Annotated in this window: 19 protein-coding genes; 2 read left to right on the top strand and 17 right to left on the bottom strand. The window is 34.2% G+C overall.

Annotation, left to right across the window (positions count from 1 at the left end):
* Positions 1 to 208 precede the first annotated feature (208 nt).
* Positions 209 to 514: a hypothetical protein gene (locus MLE19_RS17510; RefSeq protein ID WP_240719419.1), complete on the bottom strand. Its 306-nt coding sequence runs from the start codon at positions 512 to 514 to the stop codon at positions 209 to 211.
* Positions 515 to 691: 177 nt separating this feature from the next.
* On the opposite strand from MLE19_RS17510, the gene MLE19_RS17505 reads away from it, so the two are divergent.
* Positions 692 to 1,099 carry a hypothetical protein gene (locus tag MLE19_RS17505; RefSeq protein ID WP_240719418.1) on the top strand — a complete coding sequence of 136 codons (408 nt, stop codon included), beginning with the start codon at positions 692 to 694 and terminating at the stop codon, positions 1,097 to 1,099.
* Between the two features lie 408 nt (positions 1,100 to 1,507).
* On the opposite strand, the gene MLE19_RS17500 is transcribed toward MLE19_RS17505, so the two are convergent.
* Positions 1,508 to 2,599, bottom strand: a complete 1,092-nt coding sequence (locus tag MLE19_RS17500; RefSeq protein WP_240719417.1) for a hypothetical protein — start codon at positions 2,597 to 2,599, stop codon at positions 1,508 to 1,510.
* 215 nt (positions 2,600 to 2,814) lie between these two features.
* On the opposite strand from MLE19_RS17500, the gene MLE19_RS17495 reads away from it, so the two are divergent.
* A complete protein-coding gene (locus MLE19_RS17495) occupies positions 2,815 to 3,456 on the top strand; it encodes a hypothetical protein (protein WP_240719416.1) in 642 nt (213 codons plus the stop codon).
* A gap of 720 nt (positions 3,457 to 4,176) precedes the next feature.
* On the opposite strand, the gene MLE19_RS17490 is transcribed toward MLE19_RS17495, so the two are convergent.
* The 15 genes from MLE19_RS17490 to MLE19_RS17420 form a co-directional block, all read right to left on the bottom strand.
* Positions 4,177 to 4,572, bottom strand: a complete 396-nt coding sequence (locus tag MLE19_RS17490) for a hypothetical protein (RefSeq protein WP_240719415.1) — start codon at positions 4,570 to 4,572, stop codon at positions 4,177 to 4,179.
* Positions 4,573 to 4,636: 64 nt separating this feature from the next.
* Positions 4,637 to 5,398 (bottom strand): hypothetical protein, encoded by a 762-nt coding sequence (locus MLE19_RS17485; RefSeq protein ID WP_240719414.1) that lies wholly within the window; start codon positions 5,396 to 5,398, stop codon positions 4,637 to 4,639.
* 71 nt (positions 5,399 to 5,469) lie between these two features.
* Positions 5,470 to 6,057 carry a hypothetical protein gene (locus MLE19_RS17480; protein WP_240719413.1) on the bottom strand — a complete coding sequence of 196 codons (588 nt, stop codon included), beginning with the start codon at positions 6,055 to 6,057 and terminating at the stop codon, positions 5,470 to 5,472.
* 127 nt (positions 6,058 to 6,184) lie between these two features.
* Positions 6,185 to 7,141 (bottom strand): hypothetical protein, encoded by a 957-nt coding sequence (locus tag MLE19_RS17475; protein ID WP_240719412.1) that lies wholly within the window; start codon positions 7,139 to 7,141, stop codon positions 6,185 to 6,187.
* 31 nt (positions 7,142 to 7,172) lie between these two features.
* On the bottom strand, positions 7,173 to 7,559 hold the full coding sequence (locus MLE19_RS17470) for a hypothetical protein (protein WP_240719411.1): 387 nt from the start codon (positions 7,557 to 7,559) through the stop codon (positions 7,173 to 7,175).
* A gap of 52 nt (positions 7,560 to 7,611) precedes the next feature.
* Positions 7,612 to 7,887: a hypothetical protein gene (locus MLE19_RS17465; protein WP_240719410.1), complete on the bottom strand. Its 276-nt coding sequence runs from the start codon at positions 7,885 to 7,887 to the stop codon at positions 7,612 to 7,614.
* An 84-nt stretch (positions 7,888 to 7,971) separates the two neighbouring features.
* Positions 7,972 to 8,340: a hypothetical protein gene (locus MLE19_RS17460; RefSeq protein ID WP_240719409.1), complete on the bottom strand. Its 369-nt coding sequence runs from the start codon at positions 8,338 to 8,340 to the stop codon at positions 7,972 to 7,974.
* A gap of 84 nt (positions 8,341 to 8,424) precedes the next feature.
* Positions 8,425 to 8,622 (bottom strand): hypothetical protein, encoded by a 198-nt coding sequence (locus MLE19_RS17455; RefSeq protein ID WP_240719408.1) that lies wholly within the window; start codon positions 8,620 to 8,622, stop codon positions 8,425 to 8,427.
* A 52-nt stretch (positions 8,623 to 8,674) separates the two neighbouring features.
* Positions 8,675 to 9,115 carry a hypothetical protein gene (locus MLE19_RS17450; RefSeq protein WP_240719407.1) on the bottom strand — a complete coding sequence of 147 codons (441 nt, stop codon included), beginning with the start codon at positions 9,113 to 9,115 and terminating at the stop codon, positions 8,675 to 8,677.
* Positions 9,112 to 9,603 (bottom strand): hypothetical protein, encoded by a 492-nt coding sequence (locus tag MLE19_RS17445; protein WP_240719406.1) that lies wholly within the window; start codon positions 9,601 to 9,603, stop codon positions 9,112 to 9,114. Before MLE19_RS17445 ends, MLE19_RS17450 begins: the two co-directional genes overlap by 4 nt.
* Positions 9,604 to 10,313: 710 nt before the next feature.
* Positions 10,314 to 11,321 (bottom strand): DUF4238 domain-containing protein, encoded by a 1,008-nt coding sequence (locus tag MLE19_RS17440; RefSeq protein ID WP_240719405.1) that lies wholly within the window; start codon positions 11,319 to 11,321, stop codon positions 10,314 to 10,316.
* A 146-nt stretch (positions 11,322 to 11,467) separates the two neighbouring features.
* A complete protein-coding gene (locus MLE19_RS17435) occupies positions 11,468 to 11,806 on the bottom strand; it encodes a hypothetical protein (RefSeq protein ID WP_240719404.1) in 339 nt (112 codons plus the stop codon).
* Between the two features lie 44 nt (positions 11,807 to 11,850).
* Complete coding sequence (locus MLE19_RS17430) at positions 11,851 to 12,018, bottom strand: hypothetical protein (protein WP_240719403.1); 168 nt, start codon at positions 12,016 to 12,018, stop codon at positions 11,851 to 11,853.
* Between the two features lie 446 nt (positions 12,019 to 12,464).
* Complete coding sequence (locus MLE19_RS17425) at positions 12,465 to 14,327, bottom strand: relaxase/mobilization nuclease domain-containing protein (protein ID WP_240719402.1); 1,863 nt, start codon at positions 14,325 to 14,327, stop codon at positions 12,465 to 12,467.
* Positions 14,324 to 15,082: a plasmid mobilization relaxosome protein MobC gene (locus MLE19_RS17420; RefSeq protein ID WP_240719401.1), complete on the bottom strand. Its 759-nt coding sequence runs from the start codon at positions 15,080 to 15,082 to the stop codon at positions 14,324 to 14,326. Before MLE19_RS17420 ends, MLE19_RS17425 begins: the two co-directional genes overlap by 4 nt.
* Positions 15,083 to 17,195 lie beyond the last annotated feature (2,113 nt).

Below are 17,195 nucleotides of genomic sequence, written 5' to 3'. Positions count from 1 at the left end.
TTATTTATTATTGTTTAATATTATCTATATGACTTTATGGATATTAAAAAGTTCTATAAATATAATATTATTATATCACAATATAAGTATATGATTTAAATGCATATACAATTTGTATGATATATATGAAAGATAAAAATATGACATTAGGAAGAGAATGAATATAAACAGGATATTTTAGTTATATATATTAAAATGGATTAAATAATTACAGAACACTTCTCGCTTCTTTACTTGCTTCAATTGATATCAACTCATAGATTTCGAAAGCCTTGCTTGTATCGCCATAATGATCAATAAGTTTTCTTTCTAGTTCTGTATTAAGGGGCTGAAAGCTATCTCTATCAAAATCAGTTACGGCTACTGGATTGTTATTGTAAGCAAAACAGCTATGTTGAATTGCTACTTCGATGTTATCAACTGAAAATTTTTGTTCTACTTTATAGCTAACAGAATCACCTTCTTCAACTCTGGTAAGAACAACTACGGGGGTTACTCTTTTTATATTTGTCATAAAAACTCCTTCTTTTAATAATGCCAAAATGATCCAAATATTTTAATTGGTTTTAATGATTATATCAATTGAATTTTTTTAATGATCAAACGGCTTAAATAGTTAAATTGATCGTTGCGATCAATGAATATTCGATCTACAATGTTATTATTATATCGCAAACGGCTAGGAATAATCATGAATAACGAAGCTCAACAATATCATCGTGAAATGGCTAACACTATTTTAACTCAGTTAGGCGGTATGATGGCCTTAAAGCTTATCGGGGGTCGCCCTGCTTCAGGTGAAAGTAATGGTAATAAAAATTCTGTAGTGCCTGTCGGTAATGCTGGTGATACGGTTGTTGATGTTAAATTTGAAGGTGAAGCAAAAGAAATTGATGGTGTTCGGCCTAACGTGGTTCGTATTATTTACTGCCTAAGCTCTGATACATACCGCTTCATTCTGTTCCGTGCTACGGGGAATATGGCTAGGGTCTTGTTTGACCTGAGTGATGTTTATTGCGATATGCTACAAGATATGTTTGAAGAAAAAACGGGACTATTTCTCTACCTCAGAAACAAGGATAAAGTGAATTTCTCGTAATTTGATAGAGCCTGCCTAATCGGTGGGCTTTTTTTCGCTCGCAAGCTCGCTAGGTATTGAATAAGGGGATATCTGGTTAAACGGTGGCTTCAGGAAGGCTCTGTAAGCTTCTCAAGCGGTTAGGTAGTGTCATCATCGCCCTTTTGTATTTTCGTCGCTCCTACCTCCCTTCTAGCTCGTTTACCACCATACAAACCAAATACTCCATTGCTCAATAGCTAGCGAGCCTGCGAGCAAAAAAAGCCACCCTCTAAGAAGGTGGCTTTATCTATGCTAAATCTAGAATCCTAATAATAGAATACATTTATTTCTAAATGGCTCCCCAGCCTAGATTTAACTGACTTCTAGCTAGCTGTATATAAGCGAAGTAATATTAACATTCCACTATTTAATGGTCAACAGACGTATTTAAAAATCAATGCTTAAATCAGGACCCTTTTTCTCTCTATTATTTTCAATTTTGAAGCTAATAATCCCTTTCTCAATATTCTCTTTAATCTGATTTTCTATATCTGAATAATTAAAGTTCTCTTGTATAACAGGTGAAGTGATATTTGCTAGAAGCTTATTCTTGAAAGCAACATTGTCTTTACTGTCGTTCTCTAAACTCTTCATATCAACAGTGTAAGAATCACCTTCTTTTTCTGCTTCTAAATTAAGAATGTATTTATCACCCTGATAATTTACTGTGGTAATACAGTTATGTTTATGGTTATCGTTCTTAACGGTTTTAACCTTGTTGACTTCAATATCAGTAGCACCAAAGTATTCAGTCGCCAATTCGTGTTCTTCATTCGTCATTCTTGGGTTAATGAAAAAAAGGCGGTCATTGATAGTATTATTTACTTGAGAAAGTATGTAATCAATCTGCTCTTCATTAAAACTCTCTTTAAGTGTGTCGCCGTGCTGTTTTAAGAAAAACTCTTTTTCAAATTGCTTTTCGTTATCACCAACATTGTATTCTAGCTCTAGATGCTTATCTTCTTGCTGAACTGATACAGTGAAGTGAATAGATGTTGAGTCAACTTCTTTTAAATAAGTTTCACCTGTTTCTTCACAAGAGACTTTAAGTTTATCAGCACGATCTCCCCAAAGCTCAAAAACATCTTCGTCACTCATGGGCTTCCATTTGTCGCTAAAATCGCTTTCTATAAAGTTGTTAAAGCTCCACTCTGCCCTTTCCCTAATAGTATCTAAAATCGCTTCAGGGCTGGTATTTGCTAGCTCTGATACCCTATCAAAGAAGTCTCTATCTTGAAGTATCAAGTCTTCGTCGTATGTTTTGATTTTACCTGTGTCATTAAAAGCAACTTGAAGTGTTGTATGATGTGTTTCATAAGGATCTTCGTGACCTAAAACTTCTGCCGTTTCAGAAAGCTTATTAGATAGGTATACATTTAATTTATTTTCATTAGATAGTCTATCGTCTGTAATAGTCGTTAATATCTGATATCCACTTTCTTCTAAGAATTTCCTCAAGTTTAATAATTGCTTCTCCATTGTTTTCTCCTTTTTGTTTTGGGTTGGCTATATGACTTCATTATATCACGAAAGTTCTTATTGATATCAATAAAAATCTTAAGCTAGTTATTATGAAAACACATAAATAAAGCTATAGTGATATAATAGTTTAATTGTTATCAAAATCACATAGTTTTATTTCAAGTAATTAGTTTGAAAATGATAACACTAATTTAAAAAGCGAGGTAAATAAAATGAAAAGGTCAATAATATCAATTTCTATAACAAGCTTAATTATATTCCCACTTTTAGTTGTAGCTGATAGTTTTACTTATAGGCAACCGATACACGGAACTAAAGCGAGTACCGGTATCAGGTATCCCGATATTACTGAAGATGTTGAAGACAAAAGCGGTTATCTTTGTAATGAAGAAATACCAGAATATGCTTCAAATCAATACAGTCGATCTTTTAGAGACGATCAAGCGATGGAGCTAACTGGTGAATTATCTTATGAAGAATTTGTAGCACAACAAGATAGTATGTATCCTTCCGAACTCACTTCGTTTAATTTAGATGATAGCAGTAACCTATCTAATGGAGAAAATGGATCTTATAGAGCATTTCTTAAAGAATTTAATATAAAACAATATCTAGCAAATCCATCATTTATTAAAACATATCAAGTAATGGTAAATGGAGTTGTTTACTATACTTTTAATACAAATGGAAATGGTGATTCTTATTATTTCGAGCAATATGGTGAAGTAGATTCACAATCTTTTGATTACAATGAATTGTATGGTTTTAATTATATTCTTCACAATAATAGGTGGGATACTAGATTTTGTATTGATCCCGAAAGCCAACTTTATATTGATCTGTTTGGTAGTTAATAAAGCTTTTTCGCTCGCTAGCTCGCTAGATATTGAAGTTGTGATAGTAAAGGTTTTTAATACATCAGGAAGGCTCTGTAAGCCGTTTGAAGCTCTACCCTGTGTCATCGGTCATATTCTGGTTTTCAGGGACTTGTGTGGCGGTTGTAGGCAATAAAAAAGCCACACTGTATTTCTACAAAGTGGCTTTTATAAAAAACTTCACACACATTAAAATATATCTTTGAGAGGATTTGTTTAATGTGTGTAATAAAATATAAAAAAGGAGCTTAAAATGTTTATAAAAACAAAATTTTCACTTATACCTAAAACATAAAAAAATCAACTCCTTTAAATATAATAACATATAATTATTATAAATCAATTGTGTTTAATAAATAACTTAGTTTGTTAACACTATCCGAGCAATATTTTATTGTAGGCAATAAAAAAGCCACCTTCCGATAAGAAGGTGGCTTTTTATTTTAAACATCACACCCTAATCAACTTTCGCCGGTGAAAGGGTGTGATCTCATTTTATCGAAAATGGAGTTACATATGTTAATAAAAATATTATTTTCAGTTATACCCATAACATTAAAAATCAACTCCTTTAAATATAATAACATATAATTATTATAAATCAATTGTATTTAATAAATAACTTATTTTATTAACACTTTTCGAGCAAAAAACTTTATATCAGGCAATAAAAAAACCCGCTATTAAACGGGCTGGTAGCTATATTGAAAGGTTATGCCCTCTCTGCTTTTTTTGGTGCTTTAATAGCTGATTATTAAAGTCATTCTCTATATCACCCTGTACAGCTTCCACAAGCTCTCTAAGCCCTGTTCTAGGCTCTCCATGAAGCTCAATCTCTTTATAGAATCTGTCGTGTATGACTTGTGAAACCGACTCTATGAAAAGATTGGAATCAATAGCCATTTCTCTTTCTAACTCTTCACCTTCCTTAACAGGGTTGATACTGTAGTTAGAAGCTTGTTCTACTGCTTTGAAGTCAAGTTTTCCATCCTTTAGCGGTAGCAATAACTCCAAGTCACTTTTCTCTGTTTTGAATATAGCACTCAATGTATCTCTAGTTGCTTTATTGATTTTGATTTCAAATTCTTTTTCCATTGTGTTCTCCTTTTTTGTTGTTAAAAAAAGCCCGTATAATTACGGGCTTTAACTTCTGCTTGGGTTACATTGACATTCCAAAGCCTTTATCTTTTTTTTGCTTTTTAGCTAACTCTGGTTCTTTTACCCTTTGATTAGATTCTAGCTTGTTATCTATTTTTTGCTCAAGAATATCTAAAACCGCTTCAGTTGCTTTCAAACCATAACCTTCTTCATAAGCCTTTTCACCATAGAGTGCTTTAATATCGTTCTCTACAGCTTCTTTGATTTCTTTGTTTGTACCATCAAAACCACCAGCAATATCATATGAATCACCATCTTTTGATACACTATATTTACCATCTTCGTCTTTGGTAAGATTCAATACAGCTTGGTATTGTTTTCCATCAACATCAATATCTAACTCGTAAATAGCAAAGCTAGTATTAACACTACCTATTTCTTCACCCTCACTGTTAAACTTATCAACCAACTCACCCTCAAACTCATTTATGAAAGCTCTTTCTATTTTCGGTGTGATATTGTTTTCAACAGCATTGAAACGAACGTGACTAGGTAAATCATCACCGATATTCTCTAAAAGTCTTTCTGCTCTATACATAGCACCTTCAGAACCACCGTGAGTAAACACTTCTGAAGCTTGATTAATAACATCAAGGGCTGGTGTTTCAATCTCACCATACTTATTAAAATCAACCTTTATTCTTCCCTCTGCTAGCTTTTCATCTGTTAAGGTATCCACGTAAGCTATATCTGCACCAATCTGGCTACCTGCAAATGAAACGAACTTATCTAACTCATACTGTATTTTGTATCTATCTATCATATTACTTCTCCTTATTATTTTTTGGTTATATATTAAACAACTTTAATACTTAAAAGTTCCTTAATCTTTATTTACATTGACAAACTTTTATATGCTTCTTTATTGATAGCACTCTTTTTACACTTCTTAAATTCTTTATTAAATACATCATTTAAGGCTTTCGTGCTTTCAATATCAATCATAACAGTAGATATTTTGTCACTGCTATTGAAGCTTGTAAGTGCTTTCTCTTTAAACTTCTTTGTTTTTAACGTGCTAACACTCTCCCCTTCACTTCCTTTGAAATACTCACGAACTCCTTGTTTTAAATCTTCCTTTATTTCTTTAAATGTGAAGTCGTTAGGGTTTGCCTTATCTTGAATATATTTCTCTGCTGTTTGGTTAACTTCATTGATATCAATACCGTTGTCAGCAAAATATTCTTCCGGTGATTGTGTATTTTCAGGACCACCTATCGGATTATTTTTATAGTATTCATCTTCTATAAAACCACCATCTAGTTTAGCTTCTTTCACTCCGTATAAACCATCTTCACGTTCGCCAAGGGTTATTTTGTAATCAACGGCTACGGTATCTTTTTTGTGGTCAACGGTTACTCTGGCTTGTAAACCCTCATTACCTCCATAAAAACCAACGTCTCTATTTATTCTATGACTCATATTTTCTCCTATTATTATTGTGATTGCATATTTATTAAACAACTATTGAAAACAAAAGTTCCCCTTTGAAGTCAAATAAATATGCGATAACTATTATATCATAAAAACACTTATAATGTTTACTAATTCAATAACCAAAATCACTCTTATACTCTGTTTTCTTTACATCTTCTTCAAACATTTCTGTTAACTGCTCTAAAATATATGAATCAATAAAAGCATAGTAAGGGCCATTATTTCCCACTTCCCCTTCATAATATTTTAAAAACATATACTCCAACATATCTTCTGCATCACCATATTTATCATCTTCATCTATGAAACTAGCCTGATCCACACAATATACATCATCCACTTCATCGTATTCCAAAGTGTATTTTATAGCTAAATTTAAGCTTATATGTTTTTCGTATTTAAACCTGACCTGCCTTCTATATTCATACTTAGTAATCCTCTCATCCCCCACTTTCTCATCATACACTCTCTTGATATCAAATGGTTTCTTACACTCATCATCAACCTCTAATAAAACATTATCTCTTAAATCATCTTCCATCCAACTTACATCTCTCTCTTTTTTAAAGTATACACCTTGCATATAAAGCATAAGTGAAGACACTAAAATATCTTTAATATGTTTGTTAAATGTATGCTCCGGTTTTTCAACCTTCCACGATTTCACCTTACTCTTTAAATCATCTGACATACTATCAAACAACTTTAATGCTATTTCTTCAAGATGATTTTTTTGTTTAATCATATAGCCTTCAATTTCATCTATATCATATATATCGCCTAATAAATCATATAAAAAAATCGTATCTTTTTCATCTTCCGTATAACAAACACCAAAAGAAAAGAAGTTTTCATATTCATTGAATACAATACGGAACAGTAAATTTTCCAAATAAAGATCTAAATGCTTTGATCTTCCGTTCCATTCAATATTTTCGTATGGAATAACTGAATCACTGTCGCTAATTACACTATTATTGGTAGCAAAATCAATAGCCCTAACAATATCTTCTTCAGTAATGGAACTAAGTTTTACTTCAAAATAACCTTCGTTTTCTTTAATTAACACATTATTCTCCCTTGATTCAGTTTGGTGGCAATCAGGCTACTTCAAGTGGTTTGTAAACAACTACATCTTCACTTTTATCCTGAAGAAATGCCTTGCCTATTGAGTAATTGGCAATTTTAAACAACAATATTCTTACCTTTTCTTCAGACTTAGCTTTTATTAAGTTGTAAAAATGGTTATCGTTATACACTTCCTTTAATGTCATTTCTTTTTTATCAAAATCAAAGGAAGCTACGAAGCTGAGTTTATCTATTTCCGAAACCACTAGACCCCGCCTCCCCTGCCTCTCAAAGCTATTAACGGTTATTTTATTAAACAACTGTTCTTCTACTTCACTTTCAATATCAGCTACCAATGTATCAAAATTTTTAACATTTAAGGATAAACCCACTTTCGTTTTTTTCATCTTAATTTTCATACAGTTCTCCTTTTATTTGTGTTAGATTTACACTTTAATTTTTCTATAATATTTAATTACTGTAGTTAATTATCATTCCAAAAATATAATCTTCTGCTGTGCGAAGTGCTTTATTGATACATTCTTTATCTTCCCCTATAAAACTTTCGGATATGTCGTTTATAAGCTTGTATGGAAGCACTTCTCTGGTGTTAGGACGGTAATATCCACCAGCACCTATCATAAGCTCAATTTCTTTATTTTCCCCTTTATAGGTGATATTTACGGTGTCTTCATCTTTGAAAACAACTTGGGTTTCGTTGATAAATTCATAAACTTCATCTTCCATATTATTCTCCTAATTTTTTGGGCTTCATCGGAATTACTGAAGCCCATTAATTTTGTATCTATTACAAAAATATTTTTCTACAGACTAAATAGCTTCTTGCATTAAAGGAGTAAATTTAATTTTCATTTCAATACTCATAAAATCTTCTAAATAACCGATTTTAGGCATTACTTCATTACTTACTTCTAAATATGCAGCACTCGAAAGGAGTTCTAGAAAATGGCCTACTTCATCATCATCCATCTTCTCTACTCTTTTATAAAGATTACTGTCACTAGCAAATGAAATATCAAAATGCTCTATACTTTGAACAGCAGTCATCTTTTCATTTTTATAATTAAAAATAATCTGCATATTATTTAGTGAACCTTTAGCTTCAATTAACATAATATCATCCTGAAGAAGGCTTACTGCTTTTTTAAATTCACTATGTTTCATAATTTCATTTTTCATATAGTTCCCCTTTTTTGAAGACAAAGCTTCTCTATTGGCTTCAACGGAATTGTTGAAACCATTTTATTACTTTTAATATTTAAATTATGCTGCTTCTATATTTAAGGCGAGTTTAGAACAAACTGCTTTAAATATTTTATTAGATAACTCTCTGTGCTTAACACGACTAGCAATAACAAGTTTCAAGTGATGAATACTAACTTTGTTATAATAAAATTCATCAATAATAAAATCTGAAGTAAAATCTATAAACCATTCCTCTTTTTCTTTATTTTTTGTCATATTTTCTCCTTTTATTTAAAGAAGGTAGCACTATACTACCCTCTTTTCGTTACTATTTTTTTAAGTTATCAAGCTCTTCCCAAGCTCTTTCAAATGAAGCTCTCGCTTCATCTTGATCAATTACTCTATCTTCATCTTCTTCATCATCATCTGGAATACAATGCCTATTGATATGCTCTTCAGCTTCACCCATAACAAATTCCTGAAGTTCTGTTCTTAATACTGCTTTTTCTTCTTGATTAAAGATTTTGTTTTCGATAATAGCAATTTTCTTGATCAGGTAATCAATGAATGCCTCTATATCGCCCTCTACTGCTTCGTCCCGCCGAATCTTTACTGTCATCGACATAAATGAGCCATACCTATCACAAGGGTAAGCGAAGCTAAATACATTGCCTTTCTCACTTATCTCAATAGCTATGTTTTCATTGACTTCAACAGTAGAACCCATCTCATGGAGTAATTCCGGGTATTTTTCTTTAATTAAATTCATGCAGTTCCCCTTTCAGTTATTGAATTAGTATTCTTGCTAAATTTTTCTTCTACCTGTTTCTTCTCAATGTATTTTTCTAAAAATAAGAAACCGACTTCTACTATATTTCTTAATAACTTAAAAAGCTCAAGCTCTTTGTCATCACCTGTATCAATTTTTGACTTCAATTTGTTGAGAGCAATATAGCTATATTTGCTATCAATTAGAGTCAACGTCCTAAAGGTAGAAAAATTGTATGGTTCAAAATCTTCTGGTCTGATTATCAGCTTAAATGGATTTCTATTAAAACCAAAGATTTTATCTGGCTCAATAGTTATATCAATAACTGCATCCAGATCTATAAGCTGATAGCTATCCCAATAATAATCACCACCTAACACGTCTTCTATTCTAATTGTGTGCGGGTTGTCATCAATAACGAATTTAATATTGATATCAAACATGAATTTTCTGGGTTCTGCTATTTCAATTTCATAATCTAATTCCATATATCCTCTGTTTGAATTTGAATGCTGTTGAATTGGTAAGCATTAAAGCCTTTTACAAACTAAAAGTCAATTTTGTGGAACGGTTACTTTTTGATCTGTCAAGCCCTAAATATGACTATTTTCGTAAATCCGTGCGAGTTTAAAAATTAACATGATCATTATCAGTCACTTAACCGAAAATATTTTTACTAAAAAAAATGTTTGATCTATTTTGGCTATTGATATAAGCAATCACGATCAATAATTACAATCAAAATAGGTGAAAATAATGTTGTTTTGGTGCAAATATGGGTGTAAAGAAGCTTTTCTATTCTTCTATTGCTTCTGTCGGTCACTATCAAGCATCGCTCACAATGCTTCTAAAATCGTCTGTAAGCCATTTTAAGACTAGGGAAGGATAAGTGTCGGGGTAGGTAGAGAAAACGGCTTGTGCGAAGCCTAAAATTGATCAAATTTTAACCAGATTTGAAGATAAATAACCTATAGCTATTAGTTTTCGTATTCTTGAAGCTATAGGCTATATGGAAGGTATTGAAAGCGAGGCTCTTTGGATTGCTCTTTGATACGAATGATAATCTTTAACTTAAAGGAGCATTACCTCTTCTCATTATTGGCCGTGAGCTTGGCAATTGTTCCATACCCCTTGTTGTCTTCAATGTGGGGACCTGGCTTTGGATCGTCTTGTTCTGAGCCTACCCTAGCCCACTGGCCTATGCTTTCCCACCTAAGCTGTCTTTCACCTTCTGGTGCCATGTACCTACATACTTTCGATAGGGCTTTAAAGATTCTTCACTGTTTGAAATGATATTGACATTCGCGGACTTCGCTATTCTTATATTCATTTCTTCTACAATGTCTTCCGTTACAACTACCTTGCCTCGGGGAAAGCGATTCGATTTGTTTATCATGTAGGCTACTTTTGGCGATATCGGGAAATAAAGATCGCATTCATGATCTTCAGGAGGTTTAAATTCATCACTCATCTTCTGATAAGCATTGATTACAGGTTGATCGGAGGTAATAAACGGCATATCAGTTTCATTGATTAATAAACAATGAATATCTCTTTTTCTATAATCATATAAAGAATCCGCTACAGTCATTCCGAACATATAACTAAGAAACCACCAGCTTTCTTCTAATGTCTTACTAATTTTTTTTCCTGCAATATCATTGGCTCCTGAGCAAGCCATTTTAACTTTATCTCTAAATGCTTTAGTTCGAGTAAACTGCTGAGCATAGAACTGCATGAAATTTAACATATTCTCGCCATTTTCAAGAATAGATAAATCTCTATTGGCAAGGCTTTCTAATATATGTTGAACTTCGTTTTCATGGGCTGTGTGGTAATTTTCAATACCATTTCCCTTCATAGCTTCAATAATTTGCTCTATTTCTTTATCGTATATATTGCTTTCTCTGTATTTTTTCTCAAGAAACTGTTTTAATATAAATTCACTTAGATTTAGCATATGTTGCTTTTGAAGTTCCTTATCTGCAAGACTAGAAAAGCTTTTTATTAAATCTATATGTTCTTGCTTTAAGTAGCCTACCCTGTAAAAATCACTAACAAAAGCAATATCGCCAACACTATGAGAAATAATTTTCTTTTGTCTCGTCGTTATATAGACATCTTGATCATTTGATGACCACCGCTTCATATATTTACCCCATACATGGTGATGGTGTCTTTTTACCTGAAGGTGTTTACTGGTCATAAGGACTATCTACCTAAGTGAATGTATTACCAGATCATACCAGCTATGAGCATAGCTTGTAGCGAAGACAGCTAGGGACTTATGCCTGCCTCAAGCCGACAAAAAGCCCGCTGGGTGCGGGCTTCGGGTTCTATCTGTGTGAATTATTAAGCTACCTGCTTCTCTCGCTCCCTGTAGGCTTCCTCTAGGGCTTCCACGAATGCCATAGCTACTAGGTCAACCATCTTGATAAAGTCCTGCTGGGGTAGATTCTCGAAGCGGAGTGCATCGCTTGCCTCTGCCGTAATATCTTCGATGAAGCCAACAGCCTTTCGCTTGAAAGCAACAAGGTCTTTACCCTCAATTTCTCGCACCTTCAGGACACGATTGAATACCTTGCCTGAAAAGGTAATCTGGAATTCTACGTAGTTGGCTTCAATGTTGTTGATATCAACGAACCAAGAATTGCTAGCAAGAACTGAGTAAACCTTGTTTTCAATATTCATCGTGTTCCCCTGCTTATAGTCGCCCTTTCGGGCGACCTATTGTTTTATAACTGATATTCGCTAATAAAGGCTTCTACTTCTGTTTCAACTTCTTCAGAATCACAGCGGTTATCTATGATGTGAATCACACCAGACTTTTTAGTAACGAAGAAGGTTGCTCCTTCTACTTCATCCATTTGTAGGTCTTGTTGCTGGCAAACTTTTTCAAGCATAGCTTTTTCTGTTTCAAAAAACTGACAACCATGGAAAGCTTTTTAGTCTATATCAAGATTGGAGTCAACTTCAAAGTAATGGCCGTATTGATTTATTAGGAACATAGTCTTTATCTCTGTTGATTATCTATACTTATAATTATATCACAATCTTTAAATAGATCCAGTTTTGCAGGCAAAAACAATAAAAAAAGCCACCTTATAAAAGGTGGCTTTCCCATAGTGGTGTTGGAAGCAACGGATATTACTGAGGACACCACTACTAAAAAATAAAAATCAACTTGGATTGACTAGATTATTATATCATAATATTTATATAAGTCAATAATTAAATGACTTATTAACAACAAACCGAATAATTTAATCTTCAATAGCCTAGGTGGCGAAGCCACCGCAAAAAAAGCCACTTAGTTAAAGTGGCTTTTAGTTATTGATAATAGAATTTATTAAAACTTTGGTTTAATTCCATTGTCTTTAGACTCTGGCTGATATTTGGCTCTTCTTTCTTGAAGGGCTAGAACTTCTCTCTCAAAGTTTGAGATAGTGTGTTTAAATGCTTCATCAATACTTGCTGATTTTTCTCTACTGCTGACAATCTTTCGTCTAGTTGATCGTAAATTTTCGAAACTTCGTCTATAACTTCTGCTGAAATGTTGGATTGCTCCTTTAATTCCGTCAAAAGTGTCTTTAAAGTATTTTGAAAGAGATTTTTTTGGTTGTCTAGTGACAAGCTCTCTAATAATTCGTTCTGCTCTTTGTCTATCTGCTTTGTTATCTGTGTCATACTCTTTCTCCTTATGATTATTTTTGTTTTCCTTAATTTCGAAATGTGGGTCTTCTGCATAAGCCCTGAATATTGATAAATCAAATTCTGTCATATCACTATTAGCTTCAATCTTTGATTTGACGTTATCAGTATTTTGATTCAACACTATTATATCATTATTTGAACTCAAGTGTTCTTTTAAGTTCTCCATATTATCAATTGATTTTGCAAACTCATTCCAACGTGTGTCTTTTAATCTCACAAAATCCAGTTTTCCAAACTCTCTACTAAAATAATACTCTTCCTCTTCCCTTCTTCTTTCCTCAATCTTTTGGTCACTGTCTGCTTTGTTGCCAAGTAAGGTATTTAGATAGTTATCAATACTGCCTTCCCTCTGGTATGGCTCACCTTCCATCCTGAACGGTCTAGCTCCACCCTCGTAGTAGATGCTGATATGGTGCTTGTGGGTGTCTACAACTTCCACTACCTTATCCTGAGCCTTTAGATGCTCCACTATCTGCTTTCGGCTAGTAAGCTCGCCAGCAAGGATCTTGTCGTCAATAAGGGCATAGAATTCAGCTTTTAAAACCTTGCCTTCATTCGGCTTGAACTTTTCTTTATTCACCTTGGCTTGATACCTATATATTTTCTCTGCCTCGGCTCTTTCCCTCTTAGCTCGGTTTTCTCTGTCGGCATCATAGGCTTCAGCTTCTTTCTCAAGGTTGGTAGAAAAAGATGCTGTTAGGTTTTCAGCTACAAACCCTTCTTCGTAGATTGTTCCTTTTAACCTGATAGGTGCTTTTCTATCTTTAACCTTTACACTGATTGATTTTTTAGTAACACGGCTTACCTCAATAACTCCTTCTATGTTTTCCAACTCAGATAGCAATGTTTCTCTGTCTTGTATAACACCTTTTTTTATACGTCTATAAATTTCTTCATCAATACCTTCTTTGCTTTTAGCTGTTGGCTCTGGAAGCCTAATATCTGCCTCTGAAATTATCTGTCTATTATAGGGGTGCTTTGGGTCACCTAAATTATATTCTGCATTGATAGCATTTTGCCAGTGATCCATTTTAGAATAATCCCAGTTCTTATCTTTGCTACCCATTTTATAATAAACATAAGGGGCAAGTTTCTTACCTGTCGTCAACTCTTCTTTTGAATAAATAAAGTGAAGCTCAATATCATCCTTATCTCTGTGTAGATACCATAGGCTTGCATATTGGTGTGGCTCTAATCCAGGTAAAGACATTCGTTCGTGTTCTTCAATTATTTTATGAAGGAAGTCTTTACTCAAATCTCTTTCAGTAAACCTTAATACACCTGATACATATTCGTTGGCATACTTTCCTTCATCCAAAATATTAACCATCAGGTCTGAATCTCCCTTCATCAATTCAGGAAGAACTTTCCTATCGTGACCTTCATGGTCTTTATTACCTCTAACGTAGTCAACAGCATTAAAACCACCTCTGTTTCCAGTAAGCCTACATTTAAGTGCAAATGTCTTACTACCGTATGGAAAATATCGAAAAATCATTCTGTAACCTCCTTGTTGTGTATTGCCTCTATCATTCCCTGTATAAACTCTAGTTGCACTATCACAGAATGAAGAACCAAACTTACACCTGCCTTTCTTCTCTCATTCACACCTCTTGCAACATCATTTAAATAGGTGCCTGCTTCATTTAGGTCTGCGACCATTTCATATCTTGCTGGTGGAATCGCTTTTTTAACTCTCTCTGCCTGTGAAATAAAATACTCTCTCATAACTCTAGCAACTGGTTTACCATCAAGCTTTTCAGACTTTGATATCAATTGCTCATACTGTTTTTCATTGAAGCATATCTTTATTTCTCTTTTTCTATTTTCATTGATGGGATTAAATTCTCGGATTGTTTCATTAGTTGATATCAACTTTTTAAAATCTCTCTGCCCCTTAACCTTCACAATATTTTTATGAAGGATTTCCTTAACCTGCTCTTCTATCGTTGCTAACAACTCCATTGAAAACAAAGCTTCTTCTTCTCTGGCTCTACCTTTGTTTTCATTTACGGCTCTAGCAATCTGATTCACATTGTTGATTATCATCGCCACCTCTCTTAAAAGGTTTCGATTTATCTTTGGCATATTTTTGAAAGCAAATTCTTGTTCGTCTAAAAACATATCTCTTATCTGTGTTGATACTTTATCATCACCGATAATCTCTTTAATCAATGTATACTCATTTTGATTAACCCTAATTTTTACATTTTGGTATTTTGCTTTCTCTTTAATAACTGTATTCTGTTCCATCAGACACATTCTCCTTTATTGTTTTTATTATTAACTCTTAATAATATGAGCATCATAATCGTGTTAAGTTCTATTTTTTTTGAAAGCAACATAATTTGTTTTCAATAACATTTGACTGCAATTTAAAGTTGCCTCAACTTTATAATATCATTATATCACAAACTGGCTTTTAATGCTGTATTACAATCCACCTTGGATTGTTAGCAAAAACGTATATACCGCTAAACCTTTTGGCGGAAAACATTATTTGAATGTGTTGGGTTTTGGGGGCAAAAATGGGGTTATGTTTTTGGGGGTCAAGGGGGCGGAGCCCCTTTGCAAGGCAACGAAGTTAGGTGAGACACGAAGTGGCGAGACTAACGAAGTGGTTCTTTTTTCAACTATGAGCGAAGCGAATAGGGGAAAAAAGATAGCCTTGCTCTTATTAAAACCAAAGATACCAACAAACTTAGTTAGTAAACACTAACATAATCAAGGAATGCTATTTACAGAAAACATACTTACATCATTTTTAGGAAAACACCACTAGATATAAAAAACCACTATCCCCTATTAGGCTTAAAGTGATTATGTTGGTATTTTTTTTCTGAATACTAAAAGTTCTTATTGTATGTTAATCAACTTGATAAAATAAAAACCTATATCCCCTATTCGGACATTTATAGAAATAATGGCTACTTAGTTTAATTGGTTAACTATGTGAGACTTTACGAATGCTTGTTAACTCAACCAAGTATATAGTGAATATAAAATATATACCTTTTAATAAACCCTTTTTAGTTATTGAGAAATGGATTATCGGAATTGTAGTGTTATTATTTTCGTTAAATATATACCCTACCTCTTTCAGCACCCCTTATTGAAAACAAATATACCACCTTCAAAATATATACCTCAAACGATAAACTGAAGGTTCTTTAAGGATTTTTGAGTATCCTACAGGTTCCGTGAGAATCCTTCGGGTTCCTGTAGGTTCCTTCTGGTTCCTGCGGGTTCCTTCAGGAGCCGAAGATTGAAAAGTCTCGATGCATTTTTTTAATATTTTATAGGTGTTTTTTACCATCCCCTCTTTGCTTTCAACAAAAAACCTTTCAACCGACCTTTAAATTTTAGCTCTTCATTTCTTAAAATGTTTATACATTTTGGAGTCAATATTTAGCTTACTGGTGTGTATATTGTTAACAAAATATATACCTTTGCTAGCAATACAAAATTACTTTCAACAACAGATATTTTGATATCAATAAAAGAATTCCATCCACCTTCCAGAATTGAAAAAGCTGGCAGTGGTTTTATGTCGGTTCTGTTTTTGCTTTCAAATGGTGTTGAAGGTTTTCGTGTTGGTCGTATTTTGAAGGGTCTGTATTGCTTTCAATAATGGGTTTCATTGATAGCAATGGGGTTAGGTGTCTTTGCTACAAGCTTCTGTTTTGACCTGTATGGGGTTTCGATTATTGGGGTATGTGAAGCCTTGCCCTTCTGGTTTTGGAGCTATGTGTAGCTGTGGTGAGCTTGCGAACCTGAGCGAAGCATAGCGGTGTTGTGTCGGGTTCCCTTTGTGAGCTTGCGAGCAAGGGGGAATGGTTTTCCTGCGAGCTTGCGAGCATTGAATTGGAGTCGAGCCTTTTGGAGTTTTCGTTGAGCGGGGGTTGGCGAAACGATAGCGAGAAAAGGCGAGAGCTTGTATGTGGTTCTCTATGGTCTGTGGGTTAGGGTTCCCGTTCTTGCGAGCTTGCGAGTATGAACGGGAGAAAAGTAGCGGTAGCTATGAGGCCGTGGTGAGCTCTTGAGCCTGAGCGGTGTATTGGTGTGGGCTAGGGTTCCCGACCTTGCGAGCTTGCGAGTATGGGCGGGAGAAGCGAGCTACCTTAGCTGTCATCGAGCGGGGTGTATAAGAGATCTCTTCCCTTGGGTTGTCGTGGCCAGGTGTATTTCTCTCCTTCCCTGTGGAGCTCATTGATAAGGGGGATAGCCCTACCGTTCGTTGTTTGCCTCTCTGTTGGCTTCAAGTGGCTAAGGGCTGTGATTACCCTACTTGGTCTGCTGGAAGGTTCTGTGGTGGCTGGTGGCTGGTGGCTGGTGGCTGGTGGCTGGTGGCTGGTGGCTGGTGGCT

This window comes from Vreelandella neptunia (assembly GCF_022489065.1).
Lineage (GTDB): Bacteria > Pseudomonadota > Gammaproteobacteria > Pseudomonadales > Halomonadaceae > Vreelandella > Vreelandella neptunia_A.
The sequence above is the reverse complement of the archived record's forward strand: the minus strand, read 5'-3'. Positions and strand labels throughout refer to the sequence as shown.